General features: G+C 69.9%; 24 protein-coding genes. 18 read left to right on the plus strand and 6 right to left on the minus strand.

Annotated features, from left to right (window positions below; all coding sequences use genetic code 11):
• Nucleotides 1–44: 44 nt before the first annotated feature.
• The 6 genes from dhaK (at nt 45) to CFP71_RS31585 (ending at nt 5576) form a co-directional block, all read left to right on the plus strand.
• Entirely contained in the window at nt 45–1046 is a 1002-nt protein-coding gene (gene dhaK / locus CFP71_RS31560) for a dihydroxyacetone kinase subunit DhaK (protein WP_093937602.1), read from the plus strand.
• Nucleotides 1046–1669 (plus strand): dihydroxyacetone kinase subunit DhaL, encoded by a 624-nt coding sequence (gene dhaL / locus CFP71_RS31565; protein WP_093937603.1) that lies wholly within the window; start codon nt 1046–1048, stop codon nt 1667–1669. Before dhaK ends, dhaL begins: the two co-directional genes overlap by 1 nt.
• On the plus strand, nt 1666–2340 hold the full coding sequence (dhaM, locus tag CFP71_RS31570; protein WP_093937604.1) for a dihydroxyacetone kinase phosphoryl donor subunit DhaM: 675 nt from the start codon (nt 1666–1668) through the stop codon (nt 2338–2340). The genes dhaL and dhaM overlap by 4 nt, the downstream gene beginning before the upstream one ends.
• A gap of 183 nt (nt 2341–2523) precedes the next feature.
• Nucleotides 2524–4299, plus strand: a complete 1776-nt coding sequence (locus CFP71_RS31575) for a 3-hydroxyacyl-CoA dehydrogenase family protein (RefSeq protein ID WP_093937605.1) — start codon at nt 2524–2526, stop codon at nt 4297–4299.
• Nucleotides 4300–4366: 67 nt separating this feature from the next.
• Nucleotides 4367–4732, plus strand: a complete 366-nt coding sequence (locus tag CFP71_RS31580) for a hypothetical protein (RefSeq protein WP_093937653.1) — start codon at nt 4367–4369, stop codon at nt 4730–4732.
• Between the two features lie 10 nt (nt 4733–4742).
• Nucleotides 4743–5576, plus strand: coding sequence for a YwqG family protein (locus CFP71_RS31585; RefSeq protein WP_093937606.1), 834 nt, complete (start codon nt 4743–4745; stop codon nt 5574–5576).
• 6 nt (nt 5577–5582) lie between these two features.
• On the opposite strand, the gene CFP71_RS31590 is transcribed toward CFP71_RS31585, so the two are convergent.
• On the minus strand, nt 5583–6056 hold the full coding sequence (locus CFP71_RS31590) for an Lrp/AsnC family transcriptional regulator (protein ID WP_005165609.1): 474 nt from the start codon (nt 6054–6056) through the stop codon (nt 5583–5585).
• 59 nt (nt 6057–6115) lie between these two features.
• Here CFP71_RS31590 and CFP71_RS31595 point away from each other — a divergent pair, with 59 nt between their 5' ends.
• Nucleotides 6116–7234 (plus strand): trans-sulfuration enzyme family protein, encoded by a 1119-nt coding sequence (locus CFP71_RS31595; protein ID WP_093937607.1) that lies wholly within the window; start codon nt 6116–6118, stop codon nt 7232–7234.
• A 61-nt stretch (nt 7235–7295) separates the two neighbouring features.
• Nucleotides 7296–7679 carry a DUF6401 family natural product biosynthesis protein gene (locus tag CFP71_RS31600; protein WP_093937608.1) on the plus strand — a complete coding sequence of 128 codons (384 nt, stop codon included), beginning with the start codon at nt 7296–7298 and terminating at the stop codon, nt 7677–7679.
• A 34-nt stretch (nt 7680–7713) separates the two neighbouring features.
• Here the strand turns inward: CFP71_RS31600 and CFP71_RS31605 are convergent, their stop codons facing one another.
• Nucleotides 7714–8631 (minus strand): mechanosensitive ion channel family protein, encoded by a 918-nt coding sequence (locus CFP71_RS31605; RefSeq protein WP_093937609.1) that lies wholly within the window; start codon nt 8629–8631, stop codon nt 7714–7716.
• Nucleotides 8632–8728: 97 nt separating this feature from the next.
• Complete coding sequence (locus CFP71_RS31610; RefSeq protein ID WP_093937654.1) at nt 8729–8944, minus strand: FmdB family zinc ribbon protein; 216 nt, start codon at nt 8942–8944, stop codon at nt 8729–8731.
• A gap of 51 nt (nt 8945–8995) precedes the next feature.
• Between CFP71_RS31610 and CFP71_RS31615 the strand changes: the two genes are divergently transcribed.
• A complete protein-coding gene (locus CFP71_RS31615; RefSeq protein WP_093937610.1) occupies nt 8996–10120 on the plus strand; it encodes an alkaline phosphatase family protein in 1125 nt (374 codons plus the stop codon).
• Between the two features lie 67 nt (nt 10121–10187).
• Here CFP71_RS31615 and CFP71_RS31620 read toward each other — a convergent pair whose 3' ends face one another.
• The gene (locus tag CFP71_RS31620) at nt 10188–10751 is read right to left on the minus strand and encodes a class I SAM-dependent methyltransferase (RefSeq protein WP_093937655.1); all 564 of its coding nucleotides are present in this window, start codon (nt 10749–10751) and stop codon (nt 10188–10190) included.
• 51 nt (nt 10752–10802) lie between these two features.
• On the opposite strand from CFP71_RS31620, the gene CFP71_RS31625 reads away from it, so the two are divergent.
• On the plus strand, nt 10803–11555 hold the full coding sequence (locus CFP71_RS31625; protein ID WP_244199912.1) for an AraC family transcriptional regulator: 753 nt from the start codon (nt 10803–10805) through the stop codon (nt 11553–11555).
• Nucleotides 11556–11706: 151 nt separating this feature from the next.
• The gene (locus tag CFP71_RS31630; protein ID WP_093937656.1) at nt 11707–11994 is read left to right on the plus strand and encodes a hypothetical protein; all 288 of its coding nucleotides are present in this window, start codon (nt 11707–11709) and stop codon (nt 11992–11994) included.
• 1 nt (nt 11995) lies between these two features.
• Here the strand turns inward: CFP71_RS31630 and CFP71_RS31635 are convergent, their stop codons facing one another.
• Complete coding sequence (locus CFP71_RS31635; RefSeq protein WP_093937612.1) at nt 11996–12496, minus strand: GNAT family N-acetyltransferase; 501 nt, start codon at nt 12494–12496, stop codon at nt 11996–11998.
• A 40-nt stretch (nt 12497–12536) separates the two neighbouring features.
• Between CFP71_RS31635 and CFP71_RS31640 the strand changes: the two genes are divergently transcribed.
• Together CFP71_RS31640 and CFP71_RS31645 are read left to right on the plus strand one after the other, a co-directional pair.
• Complete coding sequence (locus tag CFP71_RS31640) at nt 12537–13274, plus strand: alpha/beta fold hydrolase (protein ID WP_093937613.1); 738 nt, start codon at nt 12537–12539, stop codon at nt 13272–13274.
• A 112-nt stretch (nt 13275–13386) separates the two neighbouring features.
• Nucleotides 13387–14595: a glycosyltransferase gene (locus CFP71_RS31645; RefSeq protein ID WP_093937614.1), complete on the plus strand. Its 1209-nt coding sequence runs from the start codon at nt 13387–13389 to the stop codon at nt 14593–14595.
• Nucleotides 14596–14656: 61 nt separating this feature from the next.
• On the opposite strand, the gene CFP71_RS31650 is transcribed toward CFP71_RS31645, so the two are convergent.
• Nucleotides 14657–15493 carry a phosphotransferase gene (locus CFP71_RS31650; protein ID WP_093937615.1) on the minus strand — a complete coding sequence of 279 codons (837 nt, stop codon included), beginning with the start codon at nt 15491–15493 and terminating at the stop codon, nt 14657–14659.
• Between the two features lie 137 nt (nt 15494–15630).
• Here CFP71_RS31650 and ctaD point away from each other — a divergent pair, with 137 nt between their 5' ends.
• From ctaD to CFP71_RS31675, 5 genes are all read left to right on the plus strand, one after another.
• On the plus strand, nt 15631–17409 hold the full coding sequence (gene ctaD, locus CFP71_RS31655) for an aa3-type cytochrome oxidase subunit I (protein WP_093937616.1): 1779 nt from the start codon (nt 15631–15633) through the stop codon (nt 17407–17409).
• An 87-nt stretch (nt 17410–17496) separates the two neighbouring features.
• Complete coding sequence (serB, locus tag CFP71_RS31660; protein ID WP_093937617.1) at nt 17497–18726, plus strand: phosphoserine phosphatase SerB; 1230 nt, start codon at nt 17497–17499, stop codon at nt 18724–18726.
• Nucleotides 18723–19481, plus strand: coding sequence for a peptidyl-tRNA hydrolase (locus CFP71_RS31665; RefSeq protein WP_093937618.1), 759 nt, complete (start codon nt 18723–18725; stop codon nt 19479–19481). The genes serB and CFP71_RS31665 overlap by 4 nt, the downstream gene beginning before the upstream one ends.
• Nucleotides 19482–19498: 17 nt before the next feature.
• Nucleotides 19499–21250, plus strand: a complete 1752-nt coding sequence (locus tag CFP71_RS31670) for a serine/threonine-protein kinase (protein ID WP_093937619.1) — start codon at nt 19499–19501, stop codon at nt 21248–21250.
• Between the two features lie 10 nt (nt 21251–21260).
• A complete protein-coding gene (locus CFP71_RS31675) occupies nt 21261–21665 on the plus strand; it encodes an OsmC family protein (protein ID WP_093937620.1) in 405 nt (134 codons plus the stop codon).
• Nucleotides 21666–21693: the final 28 nt, after the last annotated feature.

Below are 21693 nucleotides of genomic sequence, written 5' to 3' on the forward strand. Positions count from 1 at the left end.
AGGTAGGAAGGGGACACCCCACCCGCCGACGGCCGGAGGCCACCTTGAAGAAGATCATCAACGACCCGAAAACGGTGGTCGCGGAATCCTTGCGCGGACTCGCCGCGGCGCACGCGGACGTCCTGCGCGTGGAGGACGACCCGGCGATCGTGGTGCGCGTGGACGCGCCCGTGGCAGGCAAGGTCGCGGTGATCTCCGGCGGCGGCTCCGGGCACGAACCGCTGCACGGCGGCTTCGTCGGGCAGGGCATGCTGGCGGCGGCCGTCCCGGGCGCGGTGTTCACCTCGCCGACGCCGGACGCCGTCGAAGCCGCCGTCAAGGCCACCACCGGGGACGCGGGCGCGCTGCTGATCGTCAAGAACTACACCGGTGACGTGCTCAACTTCGAGACCGCCGGGGAACTCGCCGCCGCCGAGGGGCTCGACGTCCGCAGCGTGGTCATCGACGACGACGTCGCGGTCAAGGACTCCACCTACACCGCCGGCCGTCGCGGTGTCGGCGGCACGGTGCTGCTGGAGAAGATCACCGGTGCCGCGGCCGAACGAGGCGACGCGCTCGACGCGGTGGAGGCCTTGGCGCGCAAGGTGATCGGCCAGGTCCGCTCGATCGGCGTCGCGCTCACCGCGCCGACCGTGCCGCACGCGGGCGAGCCGAGTTTCGACCTCGCCGACGACGAGATCGAGTTCGGCATCGGCATCCACGGTGAACCCGGCATCGAACGGACGGCCGTGGTGACGGCCGACGAACTCGTCGCCCGCATGGTCGAGGCGATCGTCACGGACCTCCCGTTCGGTGAAGGCGACAAGGTCCTGCTGTTCACGAACTCGATGGGTGGCACCCCGCTGGTCGAGCTGTACCTCGCCCACGGGATCGCCGAGCGGCTGCTGGCCGAGCGTGGGATCGTGGTCGAACGCCGCCTGGTGGGGCCGTACATCACCAGCCTGGAGATGCAGGGGATGAGCCTGACGTTGCTGAGACTGGACGACGAGCTGACCGAGTTGTGGGACGCGCCGGTGAACACCCCGGCCCTGAGGTGGGGAGTCTGATGGCCTGCACCGCCGACACGCTCGCCGCCGCCTTGCGGGCGGCGGCCGCGGTGATCGCCGAGCATCGCGCCGAACTGGTCGACCTCGACCGCGCGATCGGCGACGCCGACCACGGCGAGAACCTGGACCGCGGGTTCACCGCCATCGTGTCCGCTTTGGACACCGCGACCCCCGAAACCCCGGCCGCGGTCGCGAAACTCGCCGCCACGACGTTGATCTCGAAGGTCGGCGGCGCGGCGGGCCCGTTGTACGGGACGGCTTTCCTGCGGGCGTCGGTCAAACTGGGCGACGCGGCCGAAGTGGACGGTGCGCTGCTGGTCGAGGCCCTGCGTGCCGCGCTCGAAGGAGTGCAGGCGCGGGGCAAGGCCGTCGGGGGAGACGCGACCATGGTCGACGCGCTCATCCCCGCCGTCTCCGCTGCCGAGGCCGCTTCCGGTGAGGACGTCGCGGCGATCCTGACCGCGGCCGCGGACGCCGCCGACAAGGGGGCCGAGTCCACTGTGGATCTCGTGCCGCGCAAGGGGCGGGCGTCGTACCTCGGAGAGCGCGCGAAGGGGCATATGGATCCCGGTGCCCGCTCGACGGCACTGCTGCTGCGCGCGTTCGCGGAGGCGGCCCGGTGAGCGTCGGAATCGTGCTCGTCTCCCACAGCTCCAAACTCGCCGAAGGACTCGCGGAACTCGCCGCGCAGATGGCCCCGGACGTCACCATCGTGGCGGCGGGCGGCCTCGCCGAGGGCGGGATCGGAACGGATTACGACGAGGTCGTCGCCGCGACGCAGCGTGCCGATTCGGGGGCCGGCGTCGTCCTGCTGTACGACCTCGGCAGCGCGCAGATGACCGCGGAACTGGCCGTCGAATCGCTCGCCGACCCGTCGGCCGCCCTCGTCGTGGACGCGCCGCTCGTCGAGGGCGCGATCGCCGCCGCCGTCGCGGCGCAGGGCGGAGCGGATCGCCAGGCCGTCTCCGAAGCCGCCGCGTCGGCGGGCGCCCCGCCGGACCTGACGGTCGACGACGGCGTGCACGACGGCGAGAGCAGTGTCGAACTCACGCTGCGCAACGACGTCGGACTGCACGCGCGGCCCGCCGCCGTCCTGGTCCGGAGTATCGCCGGGCTGGACGCGGAGGTCACCGTGCGGCTCGGCGAGGAGACCGCGGACGCCAACAGCGTGCTCGCGCTGATGGCGCTCGGCGCGCGTCAGGGCGACCGGATCGAGGTGCGGGCCAAGGGCGCGCAGGCCGAAGAAGCGCTCACCAAGGTCAAGGACCTCGTGGACCAGAACTTCGGGGAGTGAGCCTTTCCTAGCGCCGGACGGGTGTAAAGGACGCTTTCCCTGCATGACACGCGGGGAAAGCGTCCTTCGGCCCTCGTCCGCGAGTGACACTTACTCGATTCGGAGGGTGACAGCGGCTGCTTTCCACACCCCGGCATGGCACGATCGGAGAAACTACCAGCGAGTAACCTCCGGAGGCCGGTTGTGGCGCGGGAAATCTCGAGTGTGGGAGTCATCGGTCTCGGCACCATGGGCGCCGGGATCGCCGAGGTGCTCGCGAGGAGCGGTGTGTCCGTCGTCGCGGTCGAGATCGACGACGACGGCGTGCGCCGGGGCCAGGGTCACCTGGAGCATTCGACCGAACGGGCGGTGTCCGGCGGCAAACTCGACGCCGACGGCCGGGGCGAGCTGCTGGGTCGGATCCGCTACACCACCTCGCTGGGCGAGCTGTCCGATGTGGATCTGGTGATCGAGGCGATCCCGGAGAACCTCGAAGCGAAATCCGACGTTTTCGCCGAGCTGGACAAGATCACCGGACCGGACACGATCTTCGTGTCCAACACCTCTTCGCTGTCGATCACCGAGATCGGCGTGCACACCGCGCGGCCGGGCAAGGTCGTCGGGATGCACTTCTTCAACCCGGCGCCGATCCTCAAGCTGGTCGAGATCGTCCGCACCGTCGTCACCGAACCCGGGGTGATCACCGACGTCGTCGCGTTCGCCGAACGTCTCGGCAAGACGCCGGTGGTGATCGGCGACCGCGCCGGGTTCATCGCGAACGCCCTGCTCTTCGGGTATCTCAACCACGCCGTGCGGATGTACGAACAGCGCTACGCCACGCGCGAGGACCTCGACGCGGCGATGCGGTTCGGCTGCGGATATCCCATGGGGCCCTTGGCTTTGCTCGACCTCATCGGGCTGGACACCGCGTACGAGATCCTCGACACGATGTACCACCAGTCGCGCAACCGGCTGCACGCGCCGGCGCCGCTGCTGAAGCAGATGATCACCGCCGGGCTGCTCGGCCGGAAGACCGGCCAGGGTTTCTACGCTTACGACGAGCCCGATTCGCCGACGGTGACCGACGCGGCCACGAAGTCCACAGTGGACACCGCGGCGCCGCGGGGAGTGCGCAAGGTCGGCGTCGTCGGGACCGGGACCATGGCGACCGGCATCGTCGAGGTGTTCGCGAAACGCGGTTACGAGGTCATCCTGCGGGCGCGGAGCGCGGAGAAGGCCGCGGCTTCGGTCGCGCGGGTGAAGAAGTCGCTGGACAAGGCCGTCGTCAAGGGCAAACTGTCCGAAGAGGACGCCGCCGCCGCGCTCGGCCGGATCTCGCCCGCGGTGGAGTTCGACGAACTGGCCGACGTCGACCTCGTCATCGAGGCGGTGGCCGAGGACCTGGCCGTCAAGCAGGCCGTCTTCGCCGCGCTCGACGACGTCGTGAAGCCGGGTGCGGTCCTGGCGACGACCACGTCCTCACTGCCGGTGATCGAATGCGCGGCCGCCACCTCGCGGCCTTCGGACGTGGTCGGCGTGCACTTCTTCAACCCGGCGCCGGTGATGAAACTCGTCGAGGTCGTCTCGACCATCGCCACCGCGCCCGACGTGATCGCGACCGTCGACGCCGTCTGCGCGGCGGTGGGCAAGCATCCCGTGCACTGCGGCGACCGGGCCGGGTTCATCGTCAACGCGCTGCTGTTCCCGTACCTGAACGACGCGGTGAAGATGCTCGAAGCGCACTACGCGGAGGCCGACGACATCGACACCGCGATGAAGGTGGGCTGCGGGCTGCCGATGGGGCCGTTCGAACTGCTCGACGTCGTCGGGCTGGACGTTTCGCTGGCGATCCAGCGAACCCTCTACAACGAGTTCCGCGAAGAGGGCTTCGCGCCCGCGCCGCTGCTGGAGCATCTGGTGACCGCCGGGCGGCTGGGCCGGAAGACGGGGAAGGGCTTCAAGGACTACTCGGCCCGGTAACTTCACGTACTGCAGGGTGGCCAAAAGCGGCGGCGGGGCGTCGGTCGGGGTCGGTACCGTGGAGGACATGCCGGTTTCCGCGGGGGTCAGGAAGCGGATCGCGGAGTTCCTCGATCCGGACGACGAGATCCACTACGTGTTCCCGGCGGACGTCTTCGGCAGTACCAATCCCGGCGTGTTCTTCGCGGTGACCCGCAAGACGATCACGATCCTGACCACCGGATACCTGAGCCGGAAGACGCCGAAGAGCGTCGTCTCGACGGGCCTGCGCAACCAGCGGATCGGGCCGGTCGACACGTCGACGGTCCCGTGGTTCAAGTTCAACGGCATCGACTACGAGATCGACGACGAGTACGTCCCGGTGATCCACGCCGCCGACGCGGAGATCATGCGGGAAGCGGCAAAACCTGTAGATCCGCTGCCGGACCTCTAAGCTCCCCTGGGTGCGTCAGTTGACATACGACGGGATGCCCATCCCCGGCCTGAACGACCTGGTCCGGACGGCCATCCGGCTGCACCCCGCGCCGGGCGAGCCCCGGCCCGACGAAAGCCACTTCGGCGGCCCGCTGCTCTGGCCGTCGGACGAGCCGTGGCCGGAGTGCCCGGTGACCTGGCCGCCCGACCCGGACGCGTCCGACGACGCGTGGCTGGGCGGGCATCCGCTCGACGAGCCGGTGCCGGCGATGGTCAGCGCGGCGCAGTTCTTCCGCGACGACTTCCCGGAGCTGCCCTTCCCGGAGGGCACCGACGTCCTGCAGATCCTGTTCTGCCCGCTGGACCACAACAGCCCCTACCATCAGGGCCCCGCGGTCCGGCTGGTCTGGCGCGACTCCGGCGAGGTGGGGGACATCGCGGTCCCGCCGCCTCCTCCCGAGGACGCCAAGGCCGATTACCTGCCGGAACCCTGCGTTTTCGAACCTTGCTCGATCGACGAACTGCCCCGGCTCTGCGACTTCCCGCCGGAGACCCGCGCCGCCCTCGGTATCCCCGAGGGCGCGAGCGAAGACCCGGAGGGCTGGCCCGAGCTGGACCAGTACTCGAAGATCGGCGGCTGGACGCCCTGGTACACCACCGATCGTGACGACCTCGGCTGCCGGGACTGCGGCGCCGAACTGCGGCAGACGATCGCCCTGTCCACGGTGGAACACGAGGTCGGCTGTGGGTGCGAGGTCGCCGAGGACGAGCCCGCGGGCTGGTCGTTCGCCCGCCAGGATGTGCTGAACATCTTCACCTGCCCCACCGACGTCACGCATCCGGTCAAGGTCCGCATCGACTGACCCGGCTCAGGCGGGCGGGAGCAAAGGTCCCCCGCTCCAGTGCTGGAAGACCAGGTTCGTGTGCACCCTGGCGACCTCGTCGCGCGCGGTCAGTTCGTCGAGGACCAGCCGTTGCAGCTCGGTCGCCGAAGCGGTGGCGACATGCGCGAGGAAGTCGTCCGGGCCGGTCAGGTGGTAGACGGCGCGCACCTCGGGCAGCGCCAGCAGGTGCCCGACGAACGAGTCGACCAGCGCCCGCCGGTGCGGGCGGACCTGGACGAACAGGAGCGCTTCGAGCGGGCGGCCGAGTTTGGCGGCGTCCACCTCGGCGCGCTGGCCGGTGATCACCCCGAGTTCGCGCAGCCGGTTGACGCGGTCTAGGCAGGTCGAGGGCGCGACGCCGACCTCGGCCGCCAGGTCCTTGTTGGAGATCCGTGCGTCGTTCTGGAGGAGCCGCAGAATCCGCAGGTCGACCGTGCTCAGTTCGACAGAATCCGACATTGGCGAATGATATCCGAGGATATTGCGTGTGATCCGGAGAAAATCGCACCATCTGGAGTATGACCGCAACGCTGCGCACCCGAGCCGTCCACGCCGGCCGTGACGATCTCACGGACCTCGGCGTCCACGCCGCTCCGCTCGACCTGTCCACGACCTACCCGTCGAGGGACAGCGTCGAAGAGGCGGGCCGCATCGACGAGTTCGCCGCCACGGGCTCGCTGTCCGGGCTCCCGGTCTACGGGCGGCTGAGCAACCCGACCGTCGAGCGGTTCGAGAAGGCGCTGGCGGAGCTCGAAGGGTTCGAGGACGCCGTCGCGTTCGCCACCGGCATGGCCGCGGTGTCAGCGTCGCTGCTCGCCGTCGTCGCGCAGGGCAAACGGCACGTCGTCGCCGTCCGGCCGGTCTACGGCTGCACCGACCACATGCTCACGTCCGGCCTCCTCGGCACCGAGGTGACCTGGGCCGATCCGGAAGACGTCGCCTCCGCGCTGCGTCCCGACACCGGGCTCGTGCTGCTCGAAACGCCGGCGAACCCGACTTTGCGCGAGGTCGACGTCGCCGAGATCGTGCGCGCCGCGGGCGAGGTCCCGGTGCTGGTCGACAACACCTTCGCGACTCCGGTGCTCCAGCGGCCCGGACGCCACGGCGCCCGCTTCGTCCTGCACAGCGCGACCAAGTTCCTCGGCGGCCACGGCGACGTCATGGGCGGCGTGGTCGCGTGTAGCGCCGAAGACGCCGGGATGCTGCGGCAGATCCGCTTCGCCACCGGCGGCGTGCTGCACCCGCTGGCCGGGTACATGCTGCTTCGCGGCCTTTCGACCTTGCCGCTGCGGGTCAACGCCGCGTCCGCGACGGCCGCCGAACTCGTCGAGCGGCTGCGCGGGCACGCGAACGTGAGCGCCGTGCACTACCCGGGCATCGGCGGCCCGCTGATCGCGTTCGAGGTCGACGGCGATCCGCACGCGCTCATCGGCGCGGTCCGGTTGATCACCCCGGCCGTCAGTCTCGGCAGCGTGGACTCGCTCATCCAGCATCCCGCGTCGATCAGTCACCGGATCGTCGCCGAGGACGACCGGCACGGCGCGGGCGTCACCGACCGGCTCATCCGCATGTCGGTGGGGCTGGAGGACGTCGAGGATCTCTGGCACGACCTGGACCAGGCACTCAAAGCGTGCTGAATCACTGCGATCGTGATCACCGGGATGTCGACAAATCGTCCGGCCTGGCTAACCTGGTCGGGTGAAAGATCTGGTCTCGTCCTGGGTGGAATCTTCGGCTCGTAGCACGCTTTCCCGGCTGCACCAGCAGATCGGTGTGGCCGGGCTGGCCGCCGCGGCTGCCCTTCCCGGGCTTTCGGCCGTCTTCGATCAGCACTCGGCGGCGGTGCGGGACATCCTCGCGGCCGGGGTCGAAGGTTCGGCGGCGGTCGCCGGGGTCGTCCTGCTCGCCGGCTACACGCGCGGGCTGCTCGACGAGGCGAAGACCAAGGGATGGACGTTCCGCGCTCCGGCCGACCTGGCCGCCTGGAACACCAGCGACTGGCTGACCGCGCGCCTGGTCGGCGTGTGTTCGCTGGCCGCCACGATGGACGACCAGCGGACCGGGCCGACCGGGAACGGGTAGGGCGGCCGGACGCCCCACCCGCTCCCGTGGAAGGTCAGCGGTACTCCGGCGGAGGGGGCATTGACCCACCGGGGGGCCGCTGGCCGGGATCCTGGTGCTGCGGCACCTGACCCTGGTTCGGCGGGAACTGCTGGTGCTGCGTCATCGCGTTCGGGTCGGCCGCGTGGTGCCCGGCGGAAACCGGCTGGGCGGCCGTCCGCTCGGTCGGCACGTCACCCGAGCGGCCCGCGTCCTCGCGACCGCGCTGATAGGCCTCGGCCTGCGCCTTCGCGGCGGGGATCTCCGCCTCGGCCCGGCCGAGCCAGGTCTCCCAGCGCTGCTGCATCGGCTTGATCAGGCCGCCGCCGACACCGACGACGGCGATCCCGCCGACCGTGGCGAGCACGGTGATCAGCACCGGCAGCGTGACCGCGGTGGCCACCCCGATCTGGTTCAGCGCGGCGATCGCGCCGAGGCCCCAGATGAACACCGAGGCGATGGTGGCGAGCACCTTGCCGTAGGAGACGCCGCCGAGGGCGTTGCCCACCAGGTCCTTGACCGCCTTGGCGACGGCGCCGGCGATCACCACGATGACGATCGCGACGATGGCGCGCGGCAGCCAGGCGACGATCTCGTTGAGCAGCGAGCTCACCGGGTTCGGGCCGAACACGCCGAACGCGAACTGCAAGGCGATCAGCAGGATCGCGTAGTAGACGATCTTGCTGATGATGCTCGACGCGTCGAACTGACTCCGCGCGAGCATCTGCTTGAAGCCCCCGCGTTCGAGGAGGCGGTTGAATCCGACCTTTTCGAGGACCATGCTCACGGCCTTGGAGATCGCCTTGGCGATCAGCCAGCCGATGAACAGGATGACCAGGAACGCGAGCAGTTTCGGGACGAAGGTGGCGACCGAACTCCAGGCGCTGGACACGCCTTGACCGAAATCGACGGCCGCCAGTGCTGATGTGGCCACTGGACGTTCTCCCTTCCCACCGCTGGAGCTTCCAGACCGGTGGGAAAGGGGTACCCGCCAAATGGGCTATCACACGTTAGGTCACTCAGTCGAGTGATCAGCTGCAGCAGCCGCCGCCGCAGCAGCCGCCCCCGCCACCCGCGGGGACGGGGGCCGGGCCGGCCGCCGACCCGGTCAGCGCGACGGTCGTCAGCAGCTTGACGGTGTCCTGGTGGCCCTCCGGGCACGGCGCGGGCGCACCGGACTCGCTCATCGGCCGCAGCAGTTCGAAGGTTCCGGCGCATTCGCGGCAGCGGTAGGCGTAAGTCGGCATGCCCGGCATTATTTCATCTCCTCACCCGCCGGGGGATGGCAAGCTGGCCGGGTGGAACTGCCTGTCGCGGCGCATGTGCCGCACCTCGGCCAAGTCGTCCCGTCCGTGCTTTCCGCCCTCGGCGCCGCGGAGTTCGCCAACACGCTGAGCCTGTCCGAGGCGTCCAGCGCCTGCGTCCTGCTCATCGACGGTCTCGGCTGGGAACTGCTGGCCGAGCACGCCGCCGACGCGCCCGTGCTCACTCAACTGGCGAAGTCGCCGCTGCGGGTCGGTTTCCCGGCGACGACGGCCGCCGGTCTCGGCGCGATCGGCACAGGGCTGGCCTCGGGGGAGCACGGCCTGGTCGGCTACAGCTTCGAGGTGCCGGGCGCCGGCGTCCTGAACGCGTTGCGCTGGCGCAGTCACGTTGACGGCGGCGATCTCCGCGGCGCGCTTCCGCCACGCGAGGTGCAGCCGCTGCCGACGACGTTCGAGCGCGCGGCGGCCGCGGGGATCACGACCAGCGTGGTCTCTTCGGCGAAGTTCGCCGACACCGCGCTGACCCGCGCGACGCAGTCCGGCGGCCGCTATGTGGGCGTGCACGCGCTGGGCGACCTGGCCGCCTGCATCCTGCACTGCCTCGCGGCGCGGCCGGCGTTCTGCTGGGGCTACCACAGCGAACTCGACATGCTCGGGCACATCTACGGGCCGGGTTCGTCGCCGTGGCGGATGCAGTTGCGCCACGTCGACAGGCTGGTCGAGTCCATCGTGGACGGCCTGCCCGCCGGCGCGCTCCTCGCGGTCGTCGCCGACCACGGCATGGTGACCGTCGAAGGCGCGCTCGACATCGACGAGACCCCCGCGTTGCTCGGCGGCGTCCGGGCCATCGGGGGCGAGGTCCGGGCCCGGCACGTCTACAGCGAACCGGGCGCGGAGGCCGACGTCCTGGCGGCCTGGCGCGAGGTGATCGGTGACCGGGCGTGGATCCTCTCGCGCGACGAGGCCGTCGACGCGGGCTGGTTCGGACCGGTCGCCGACCGGGTCCGGCCGCGGATCGGCGACGTCGTCGTGGCGGCGAAGGGGCGCTTCGGGCTCGTGCGGGAACTGGCCGAGGCCGTCGAGTCCTCCCTCGTCGGTCAGCACGGCTCGCTGACCCCGGCCGAACAACTCGTGCCGTTGGTTCTCGCGCGCGGCTGACCCCGCGTTTCGTCCTCTGAATGCGGTCCTTGCGCGTGCAACTACCGCATTCAGAGGACGAAATGCGTCAGGCGGGCTTCCGGGCGGAGAACTCGATGCTGCGCTTGGGAACGTGGCCGACCTTGATGTCGGTGAACCCGGCGCCGGTGAGCCGGGGCCAGACCGAAACCGGGTCGAGCGCGTTCATCGTGTCGCCGAGGTGGAGGAGCCGGAACGGGAAGCTCTCCAGGCTGTCCATCGCGCGCAGGATCCCGCCGGGACGGAGCACACGGAACGCCTCGGCGAAGATCGCGTCCTGCAGCGCCGTCGTCGGCACGTGGTGCAGCATCGTGAAGCAGACGACCGACGAGAACTCGCCGTCCTCGAAGGGCATCGCCGCGCCGTCGCCCTGGACGATCCGCACGCGGCCGTCGAACTCCCGCTTGAGGAGTTCCGCCGACGCCTCGTCGATCTCGATGGCGGTGAGCCCGGGGACCAGCCCCACGAGCGCCCGGGTGGTGGCGCCGAAGCCCGGCCCGATCTCCAGCACGGACTCGCCCAGGTCGAAGCCCGCGACGTTGCCCGGCATCTCGGCGGCCACGGCCTTCGCCCACAGCGCGGAACTGCACAGTTTGCGGTGCACCAGGTTCATCGGCATGAATCCGACGCTAACGGTGACCGGCAGGCGATAGGCTGCCAAGTGATGTCGAATATCGGACGCCTTCCGCCGATGTCGACGGCGATGACGCTCGGCGAGATGGACCTGCCCGCCGGCAGCTGGCTCCCGTGGCACGAGCACGACGGTCACCAGCTCGCCTGGGCGGCACGCGGGATCCTCAGCGTGAACGTCGGCGAGCGGCACTGGGTGCTGCCGCCGACGCGTGCGCTGTGGATCCCGGCCGGGGTCGTCCACCGGACCGGTGCCACCGCGCAGACCGTGCTGCGGGGGATCTACGCCGCGCGGGATCGGTGCCCGGTGCGCTGGCCCGCGCCGACCCTCGTCGCCGTCCGGCCGCTGCTGCGGGAACTGCTGGAGCACCTCGGCGCGGCCGACCTCACCGACGACGCGCGCCGCCGGGCCGAAGCCGTCGCCTTCGACCTGCTCGAACCGGTCGACGTGGTGCCGATCAACGTGCCGATGCCGTCGGACGAGCGCGCGCTGACCGTCGCGCGGGCGGTGATCGCCGATCCGGCGGACCGGCGGTCGCTCGCGGACTTCGCGCACGACGCGGGCGCGAGCGAACGCACGCTGGCACGGCTGTTCCTCGCCGAATGCCGGACGACGTTCGGCGCGTGGCGGGTGCAGGCCCGGTTGCGCGCGTCGCTGCCGCTGCTGGCCGGAGGCATGCCGCTGAGCGCGGTCTCCCGCCGGATCGGCTACTCCTCGCCGAGCGCGTTCGTCGTCGCCTTCCGCCGGGCCGTCGGGGTGACGCCGGGCGCCTACTTCGACGGTTAGCGGCACGCGATCGCGTGTGATCAGACGGACGGCGCGCGTGTTTGGAGGGACGGCGCGCGTGATCAGACGGACGACACGTGTGCTTGGAGGGACGGCACGTGTGATCAGACGGACGGCACACGTGCGGCACGGGCCAGATACCGTTTCGGACGTGCCTCGACGTAATCGGCCCGACCGCGGTGGACGCCCCGACCTGGGCGCGTCGACCGGCTGGGCGCGCTCCGAATCGGCCAGCGACGGGGAATGGCTGGTCCGGACGGTGCCCGGCGCGCAGGCCACCAAGGACTACCGCTGTCCCGGCTGCGACCATGAGATCCGGCCGGGAACCCCGCATCTGGTCGTCTGGCCCGCCGACGACACCGGCGGTGTCGCCGACCGCCGCCATTGGCACAAGCCGTGCTGGGACGCGCGGTCCCGGCGCCGCCCCGGCCGCTGGTGAGTCAGCGCCGCAGGTGCAGTGAAGGTTCTCCCTCGTACTCCTCCTCCGTGTGGATCTTGAAGCCGAGCCGCTCGGCGACCCGGACCGACGGTTGGTTGGACACCATGATGTTGGCGATCACCGGGACATCGGGGATCTCCCGCTCCGCCCATTCGACGACGGCCGCCGCCATCTCCGTCGCGTAGCCCTTTCCCCAGGTGGACGGCCAGAAACGGTACGCGAGGTTCAGTACGCGCTCGCCGTTCCATTCGTGGTACCGCACGCCGCCGAAACCCAGGATCACCTCGGGATCGTCCAAAGCGGACACCACGAGATAACCGAAGCCGTGCTCGGCCCATTGCTTCAGCCAGGCGTCGTAAAGCTCGTTCGCACCCTCGACGGTGTGCGGCACCGGGTTGAACTTGTTCGTCTCCGGATCGGCCTGGAGCGCGACGATGTTCTCGCGATCCGCCTCGCGCAGCCGCCGCAGCAGCAACCTCTCCGTCTTGATCTCTGTCAGCACGGATCCGACGGTAGCGCGGGGGTGCGACAGAATTATCGCCATGAAGGAACTCCCGCTGGTACTGCTGCACGCCTTTCCCGTCGACGCCCGCATGTGGGACGGGGTGCGAGCGCCGCTTTCCGAACGCCTGAGGCTGATCACCCCCGACCAGCGCGGTCTCGGCCGCAGCCCGTTGCCGGAAACCGACCGTGAGCCGGACCTGGACGACGCCGCCCGCGACGTCGTGGCGCTGCTCGACCGGCTCGGACTGGACAAGGTCGTCCTCGGTGGCTGTTCGATGGGCGGCTACCTGACGATGGCGGTGCTGCGTCTCGCGCCGGAACGCGTGGGCGGGCTGGTGTTCATCGACACGAAGGCGACGGCCGACACTCCCGAGGCCGTGCGGGCCCGGCACGACGTCGCGGCCCGTGTCGAGGCGGAAGGCGCCGGATGGATGCCCGAAGCCGTCACGCCCGGGCTGCTCGCGGAGAAGGCCGCGCCTGAAGTCGCGGAGCGGCTTCGCGAGCTGATCACGACGCAGCCGCCGTCGGGGATCGCGTGGGCGGCGCGCGCGATGGCGGCCCGGCCCGATTCGCTCGAAACGCTGCGCTCGGCCGACGTTCCCGCGCTGGTCGTGGTCGGCGAAGAGGACGGCCTTACCCCGCTGGAAGCGGCGAACACCCTGGTGGAAACGCTGCCGGACGCGACACTGGTCGTGCTTCCGGAGGCGGGACATCTGACGCCGCTGGAGGATCCGGCCGGAGTCGTCGAAGCGATCTTGGGCTGGTACCCCGCGTAAGAAACGGTTTCCCTTGCCCCTTCAAAGGTATAGCGGACCCCGGGGCTTGCGGCAAGCCCTCATTCCCGGTCCACAATTCGTGCCTTCACGTATTTGCCGAAGGGGGATTCCCATGCGTGTACTCCTGTCCACGATCGGGACGAGGGGTGAGGTGCAGCCGCTGGTGGCATTGGCGGTGCGATTACGGGAACTCGGTCAGGAGGTCCGGCTCTGCGCGCCGCCGGATTTCCGTGACTGGGCCGAAGGTCTCGGGATCTCCTTCGCCCCGCTGGGGCCGGAACTCCGGTCGACCGCGAAACCGGATTCCGCGATGACCAAGGCGATGGCTTCACCCGAAGGGCGGCGCGAGATGGCCGAGGCCATGGTCGTCGACCAGTTCGAGACGATGCCGGAGGCGGCCGAGGGTTGCGACGCCGTCGTCGCGGGAATGGCGTTGAACATCGCCGCCCATTCGGTGGCCGAGCGAAAAGGGATTCCCTATTTCTTCACCGCCTACTGCCCGATAACGCTGCCTTCCCTGCACCATCGTCCGCCCGTTTTCCCGGGGTGGGCGCCGGAGAATCCCGACGCCGCCATCCCGGCCTTGTGGGCCGACGACGCGGAACGGTGGAACGCTCAATGGGGTGGTGTGCTCGGCGCGCGGCGGAAACTGCTCGGCCTCCCGCCGGTCGACGACGTCCGCGGGCACATCTTCACCGAGGCGCCGTGGCTGGCCGCCGATCCGGTGCTGGCGCCGTGGCGGGGACCGTCGGCGCTGGACGTGCACCAGACCGGCGCCTGGATCCTGCCGGACGACAGTCCGCTGTCCCTGGAGCTGGAGGCGTTCCTCGACGACGGGGAACCGCCGGTCTACTTCGGCTTCGGGAGCATCCGCGCGCCGGAGGAGATCGCGAAGGCGATGATCGAATCCGCGAGGGCGCACGGGCGGCGGGCGATCGTGTTCCGCGGCTGGACCGAACTGGCGCTGATCGACGACGAACCCGACTGCCTCGCCATCGGGGACGTCAACCAGCAGGCGCTCTTCCCGCGCGTCGCGGCGGTCGTGCACCACGGCGGCGCCGGGACGACCACGGCGGCGACCCGGGCCGGGGTGCCGCAGGTGCTCGTCCCGCAGATGTTCGACCAGCCCTACTTCGCGCGGCGTGTCCGGGAACTCGGGGTGGGGACCTCGATCACGGGAGAGCCTTCCGCCGATGCGCTGACGCTCGCCTTGGAGGAGGTGCTTCGGCCCGACGTCGCTTCGCGCGCCGCTCGAGTCGGTGGTGAGGTGCGGACGGACGGCGTCGACGTGGCGGCGAAGCTCCTGATGGCGGCCGTCTGAAACCCCGCATTTAGTCCTCTGAATGCGGTAGTTCGCACTGCCAACGACCGCATTCAGAGGACTAAACGCGGGAGAAGTAGCGCGCGAGGGCGGCTTCGGCCTCTCCGAGTCGCTCCGGGAACCGCCGCGCGATCACGAACCGCCAGGGGATCTCGAACAACCGTCGCAGCGCGATGAACGGCTCCAGCGACTCGGGGGAGACCTCCGCCGGGTACGCCTCCAGAGCCGCCGGCCCGGCCTCCGCGTAGAGGACACCGAGGTCCCAGCCGAGCGGTCCGCGCCAGGTGTCCTCGAAGTCGAGCCAGCAGGGCCCGGCCGCCGTCGCGACGACGTTCCCCCGATGGGCGTCACCGTGCAGCGGCCGGGCCCCGGCCGACGGCAGGGCCGCGGCGACCCGTTCGAGTTCTTCGTACAGCCGGGGCGCCGCTCCGGCCATCGTGTGCCCGTGCCGGTCGAGCAAGGTCCGGAGTTCACGGACCGGCCCGAGTCCGGGCAGCTCCCCGGGGTAGTCCGCGAGCGCGTCGTGCACCCGGGCGAGCGAAACCGCGACCTCGCGCGGCGACAGCGTGTGGCCCGGCTCGTGTGGCGTGTAATGCCAGAGAGTGACCGGCAGGCCGTCGGCGAAATGCGGTCCGGCCGGGGGATCCGTGGTGGGTGAGACGACGAGCACATCACGTTCCGTGAGGTGCCTCGACAGCTCGACGTCGCGCGCGAGCCAGTCCTCCGGGGACGGACGGGCGAAGCGCGTCGTGCCCGGCACCCGCGCCACCACCGGACCCAGTCTCACCAGCACGTTCGACTTGAAATGCAGTACCTCGGGAGTCCCCGTCGGAAGCCCGAACCGGTCACCGACAGCGATCGCCGCGGCCACTCCCGCACGGGTGTGTTCGTCGGTCACGGCCCGATCTTGCCAGCCGGTGCGCGCGACTGTCGGTAGTGAGGGCTACGATCCCCACTAGCCGCCGAAATGGGTCCCCCGACCCGGCCCGACGGCAGAACATTGACCACCACAAGGTTTGAGTGTTGGAGGCAGGAGTGACGGCCGTAGCCCCCAAGCCGATCGCCACGCGCCCGTATCCCGCGCGCGAGTCGGTTAAGGGTTCGTACCTGCTGCGGTTGTTCCGCACGACGGACCACAAGCAAATCGGCATCATGTACCTGGTCACGTCGTTCGCCTTCTTCATGGTGGGCGGCGCGATGGCGATGCTGATCCGCTCCGAGCTGGCGCGTCCCGGGCAGCAGTTCCTTTCGCAGGAGCAGTACAACCAGCTGTTCACGATGCACGGCACGATCATGCTGCTGCTGTACGCGACCCCGATCCTCTTCGGATTCGCGAACTTCGTGCTGCCGCTGCAGATCGGTTCGCCCGACGTGGCCTTCCCGCGGCTGAACGCGTTCTCGTACTGGCTGTACCTCTTCGGCGGCCTGATCGTGATGTCCGGCTTCCTGACCCCGGGTGGCGCCGCCGACTTCGGCTGGTTCGCCTACACCCCGCTGTCGGACGCCATCCACTCGCCCGGCGTCGGCGCCGACCTGTGGATCTCCGGTCTGGTCGTGTCCGGTCTCGGCACCATCCTCGGTGGCGTCAACATGATCACCACGGTGGTCTGCCTGCGCGCCCCGGGTATGACGATGTACCGGATGCCGATCTTCACCTGGAACATCCTGGTCACCAGCATCCTGATCCTGCTGGCGTTCCCGATCCTGACCGCGGCGCTGATGGGCCTGCTGGCGGACCGGCATCTCGGGGCGCATGTGTTCGACCCCGCGAACGGCGGCGTGATCCTCTGGCAACACCTCTTCTGGTTCTTCGGCCATCCAGAGGTCTATATCGTGGCCCTGCCGTTCTTCGGGATCGTGTCGGAGATCTTCCCGGTCTTCAGTCGCAAACCGATCTTCGGATACAAGGGCCTGGTCTGGGCGACGCTGGCGATCGCCGCGCTGTCGGTGGCCGTGTGGGCGCACCACATGTACGCGACCGGCGCCGTGCTGCTGCCGTTCTTCTCCTTCATGACGTTCCTGATCGCGGTCCCGACCGGCGTGAAGTTCTTCAACTGGATCGGCACGATGTGGAAGGGCCAGCTGTCCTTCGAGACGCCGATGATCTTCTCGATGGGCTTCATCGTCACGTTCCTCTTCGGCGGTCTGACCGGCATCATGCTGGCCGCGCCGGCGATCGACTTCCACGTGTCGGACAGCTACTTCGTCGTCGCGCACTTCCACTACGTGCTCTACGGCACGATCGTGTTCGCCACGTTCGCCGGGATCTACTTCTGGTTCCCGAAGATCACCGGCCGCATGATGGACGAGAAGCTCGGCAAGTGGCACTTCTGGACCACGTTCATCGGCTTCCACGCGACGTTCCTCGTGCAGCACTGGCTGGGTGCCGAAGGCATGCCGCGCCGGTACGCGGACTACCTCCAGTCCGACGGGTTCACCACGCTGAACACGATCTCCACGATCGGCGCGTACATCCTCGGTGCCTCGACGCTGCCGTTCATCTGGAACGTCTTCAAGAGCTACCGGTACGGCGAGATCGTCACGGTGGACGACCCGTGGGGCTACGGCAACTCGCTCGAATGGGCGACTTCCTGCCCGCCGCCGCGGCACAACTTCACCGAGCTGCCGCGGATCCGGTCCGAGCGTCCGGCGTTCGAACTGCACTACCCGCACATGGTCGAGCGCATCCACAAGGAGGGTGAGATCGGCTTCTTCGGGAAGCAGAAGGTCAACACCCACCGCGCGCCGTCCCAGGTGCTCACCGACGCGGCCATGCCGGGTGATCACTCCAAGGACAACGCCAGCGAGCAGTGACCCGATAAGCGGAAATGGCGCGTGCCCTGCCTCACACCGAGGCGAGGCACGCGCCTTTTTCATGCCTGCCTGAGGGAGACTGACCCGGTGACGCAGACACCAGTTCTCATCACCACGACCGGTCCCGACAAGCCTGGTGTGTCCTCGGTGCTGTTCGCCGTGCTGTCGCGCCATGACGTCGACGTCCTCGACGTCGAGCAGGTGGTCATCCGCGGCCAATTGGTGCTCGGCGTCCTGGCCGGCGTGTACCGCGACCCCGAGGGCCTGCAGGAGTACGTCGAGCAGGCGATGGCGTCGGTCGGCATGGAGGTCGAGGTGAAGATCGGTTCGGCCATCGGCGCGGACCCGTTCGCCAGCGGCCAGAAGGACTCGACGCATGTCCTGCTGATGCTCGGCCGCCCGGTGACCGCGCGGGCGTTCTCCGACGTCGCGCGCCGCCTCGCCGCGCTGGACGTCAACATCGACTCGATCCGCAGCGTCGCCGATTACCCGGTGACCGGGCTGGAGCTGTACGCCTCGCTCGCCCAGGACACCCCGGAGGCCGACGCCGCGCTGCGCACCGCGCTGGCGGACGCCGCCGTCGAGGCCGGGATCGACATCTCGGTCGAGCGGGCGGGCCTCGCCCGCCGCGCCAAGCGCCTGGTCGTCTTCGACGTCGACTCCACGCTCATCCAGGGCGAAGTCATCGAGATGCTCGGCGCGCACGCCGGCGTCGAACCGCAGGTCCGCGAGATCACCGAGGCCGCGATGCGCGGCGAGCTGAACTTCGGCGAGTCGCTGGAGCGCCGCGTCGCGCTGCTCGAAGGGCTCCCGGAAACGGTGCTCGACGAGGTCGCCGCGTCGATCGAGCTCACCCCGGGCGCGCGCACGACGATCCGCACGCTGAAGCGGATGGGCTTCCGCTGCGGGGTCGTTTCGGGCGGCTTCACCAAGATCATCAAGTCGCTCGTGGACGACCTCGGCCTCGACTTCGCCGCCGCGAACGAGCTCGAAGTGGTCGACGGCAAGCTCACCGGCCGCGTCGTCGGGGAGATCGTCGACCGCGCGGGCAAGGCGACCGCGCTGCGCCGCTTCGCCGAGGAGTACGAGATCTCGCTCCAGCAGTGCGTCGCGGTCGGTGACGGGGCGAACGACATCGACATGCTGTCGGTCGCCGGGATGGGTGTCGCCTTCAACGCGAAGCCCGCGCTGCGCGAGGTCGCCGACACCGCGCTTTCGCACCCGTACCTCGACGCCGTGCTGTTCCTGCTCGGGGTCACCAGGGCCGAGATCGAGGCGGCCGACGCGGCCGACGGTCTCGAGCTTTCCCGCCCATGAGCGTTCTGGAGCCGCTGGCCGCGCGCTACGCGTACTGGCTGGGTCTGCCCGCCGAAGACACGGTGGACACCTCCGACGAGGATCCCGCCGAGGTCCGCGCCATGCCGGTGATCCTGCGGATGGAACGTGCCGAACCGCCCGCCAGGACAGCGTTGCTGGAGGCCGCCGCGGCGGCCGCGGTCGCGGTCTGTCTCGACGAACGCGCCGCGCCAGAGGGTGAATGGCACGAACCGCTCAAGGCGTGGGTCGACGGCCGGATCCGCAAGGTCGCCCGGCGGGCGCGTGGCGCGCACTGGCAGGCGGTCCAGGAGCTGCCGGGTATCACGATCGAGGTGGACGGCGCCGAGGCGCGGGCGTTGCTCCCCGGCCGCGTCGTCGATACGCCGAAAGAGGTCTCGCGGCTCCAGATCTCCGGGAGCGAGCTCCCGGCCGACGAGCCGGGATCGGCGCCGGACGGGCTTCCCCGGCTGCTGCTGAACCCCGAGGTCACGATGACCGTCGGCAAGGGGGCCGCCCAGGTCGGGCACGCGACGATGATCCTGGCTTCGCTGCTGGACGAGGCCGAACTGGCCGCCTGGGCCGGGACCGGGTTCCGCTGCTCGGTGCGGACCCCGCCTGTCGTGACCTGGAAGGCGTTGTGCCCGATCGAGGATCCCGAGGGCTCGTGGCGCCGTGACGGCGTCGTCGCGGTCCGGGACGCCGGTTTCACCGAAGTCGATCCCGGAACAGTCACGGTCCTAGCCCAAAGGGCTTAACCTTTTATACTCCCCGCATGGGTGACCGGCTGATAGCCGGGCGCTATCGCTTGGAGGAGCGGATCGGCGCCGGGGGCATGGGTGTGGTCTGGCGTGCCACCGATCAGGACCTCGGGCGGGTCGTCGCGCTCAAACGGTCGCAGGCCGGGGACAGCGGCCAGATCCGGCGTGAGGCGCGGATCGGCGCGGGTCTGCATCATCCGAACGTGGTCACCGTGTTCGACGCCGTGATCGACGGTGACGACCGCTGGCTCGTCATGGAGTACCTGCCGTCGCGCAGCCTCGCCGACATCATCGACGCCGAGGGGCCGCTTTCACCCGGCAAGGTGGCGAAGATCGGCGTCCAGCTCGCCTCGGCGCTCGCGGCCATGCACGAGAAGGGCATGGTCCACCGCGACCTCAAACCGGGCAACGTCCTGGTGGCCGAGGACGGCACCGCCAAACTCACCGACCTCGGCATCGCGCAGTGGGCCGAGGTCACCCGGACCGGTGGCGGCCTCGACGTCGGGACTCCCGGCTACGTCGCACCCGAGATGGCCGAAGGGCAGCAGGCGGGGGCCGCCGCGGACGTGTTCTCGCTCGGCGCGACGCTGTTCACCGCCGTCGAAGGCACCTCGGTGTGGGGAGACGCGAGCGTGGGGCCGTTCGTCCAGCTCCGCCGCGCGACCTCGTACACGCTGGAGCCGATCCGCCGGGCGGGACCGCTGGCGTCGGTGCTGACCGAGTTGCTGCGGCGCAAACCCGCCGGGCGGCCGGACGCCGTCCGCGCCGCCGAACTCCTGTCCGAAGTCGCGGACGTCGCCGCTCCCCCGCGGTCGCGGCGGTTCCGGGTGACCAGGCGGGCCGTCGTGATCGGAGCCGTCGCGGCCGCGCTGGTGCTGGCGGGCGGCCTGGTCTACGTCACGAGGGAACCGGCGTCGGTGGCGGCCGCCACGACCCCGATGGACTCGGTCGGCGATCCGCGAACGGCCGACCCGTGCTCGCTGGTGGACCCGTCCGTGCTGAAGCAGTTCGGGACTCCCAGCCTGGACACCGCCGACGGCACCTTCAACTCCTGCGGTGTCCTGCTGCGGATGAGCCCCGACGACGGGGACATCGTCGACGTCCGGCTCGAACTGACGATTCCGGGATCGCCGATGCTGGAGAAGCCCGCGCCCGGGCACCTGAGCGTGCGCGAGTTGCCGAGCGACACCGAAGAGAAGTGCCAGCGGGCCATTCCGCTGCCGGACGGCAACCAGCTGTGGGTGCACGCCCGGCACATCCAGAACTGGCACGCGCACCTGTGCGACTTCGTCGATCCGGTCGCCGCGCACGCGGCGGCCGTGCTGAACCGGGAGCCGATCAAGCGACGTCCCACGCCCTTCCCCGCCGGGACGCTCGGGAGTCTCGACGCTTGCGAGCTGGGCGGGCGTCCGGCGCAGGCGATCGTCGGCGCACCGGTCACGCCGGATCCGGTCTTCGGCAACTGGGAGTGCTACTGGAACCATCGCGACATGGAGGTGACGATCCGGTTCGAACGGGAGTGGGCGCCGTTCGAAGACGACGGCAGGCGCGTCGCTCTCGGATCGCGGGAGGCCTTCGTCGAAGTCTCGTCGGAGTGGAAGGCTTGCCAGGCGGAGATCCCGCACCGGAGGTTCACGGGCGACGGTCGTGCCATGATCGAGACGGTGGAGATCTACGTTTCGGACAAGGCCAAACAGCCGCAGGAGATGTGCCCCGCCGCGGAACGGCTCGCCGGCGAGATCGCCCCCAGGCTGCCGCCCCTTTGAAAGGAAAGCCGTGTCTTTGGAAGTCCAGCGCGACGGTGAGCACCGCTTCATCGGCCGCAACGAACGTGGTGCCGAGGTCGCGATCGGGCGCAAGGGCGCCGAGGGCGCCTTCTCACCCGCCGAACTGCTTCAGATCGCGGCCGCGGGCTGCTCGGCCGTCACCGCCGAGAACCTCATCACGCGCCGGATCGGGGAGGACTCGAAGTTCCGGGTCGGCGTGACCGCGGACAGGCGCGAAGGCGCTTCGGAGCTTGACGCCGTCCACGTCGCCTTCGACGTCGACGTGTCCTCGCTCTCGGCCGAGGACCGGGAGGCCCTCGCGACGGCGGTGGACCGCGCCATCGAGCGGCTGTGCACGGTGAGCCGGACGCTCAAGAAGGGCATCCCGGTCACGGAAAGCTTCCCCACCGCGTAAGTCTCCCTCAAGTGCAATGAAGGGGCCT

This window comes from Amycolatopsis thailandensis (assembly GCF_002234405.1).
Classification (GTDB): Bacteria; Actinomycetota; Actinomycetes; order Mycobacteriales; family Pseudonocardiaceae; genus Amycolatopsis; species Amycolatopsis thailandensis.

Excerpts from the sequence above, each read along its gene's own strand:
- CFP71_RS31610 (WP_093937654.1), bottom strand. The coding sequence starts at position 8,944 with ATGCCGACTTACGCCTACCGCTGCCGCGAATGCGCCGGAACCTTCGAA.
- CFP71_RS31670 (WP_093937619.1), top strand. The coding sequence starts at position 19,499 with ATGGGTGACCGGCTGATAGCCGGGCGCTATCGCTTGGAGGAGCGGATC.
- CFP71_RS31625 (WP_244199912.1), top strand. The coding sequence starts at position 10,803 with ATGTCGAATATCGGACGCCTTCCGCCGATGTCGACGGCGATGACGCTC.
- CFP71_RS31595 (WP_093937607.1), top strand. The coding sequence starts at position 6,116 with ATGACCGCAACGCTGCGCACCCGAGCCGTCCACGCCGGCCGTGACGAT.
- CFP71_RS31620 (WP_093937655.1), bottom strand. The coding sequence starts at position 10,751 with ATGAACCTGGTGCACCGCAAACTGTGCAGTTCCGCGCTGTGGGCGAAG.
- CFP71_RS31645 (WP_093937614.1), top strand. The coding sequence starts at position 13,387 with ATGCGTGTACTCCTGTCCACGATCGGGACGAGGGGTGAGGTGCAGCCG.
- CFP71_RS31590 (WP_005165609.1), bottom strand. The coding sequence starts at position 6,056 with ATGTCGGATTCTGTCGAACTGAGCACGGTCGACCTGCGGATTCTGCGG.
- CFP71_RS31640 (WP_093937613.1), top strand. The coding sequence starts at position 12,537 with ATGAAGGAACTCCCGCTGGTACTGCTGCACGCCTTTCCCGTCGACGCC.
- CFP71_RS31580 (WP_093937653.1), top strand. The coding sequence starts at position 4,367 with ATGCCGGTTTCCGCGGGGGTCAGGAAGCGGATCGCGGAGTTCCTCGAT.
- CFP71_RS31665 (WP_093937618.1), top strand. The coding sequence starts at position 18,723 with ATGAGCGTTCTGGAGCCGCTGGCCGCGCGCTACGCGTACTGGCTGGGT.
- dhaL (WP_093937603.1), top strand. The coding sequence starts at position 1,046 with ATGGCCTGCACCGCCGACACGCTCGCCGCCGCCTTGCGGGCGGCGGCC.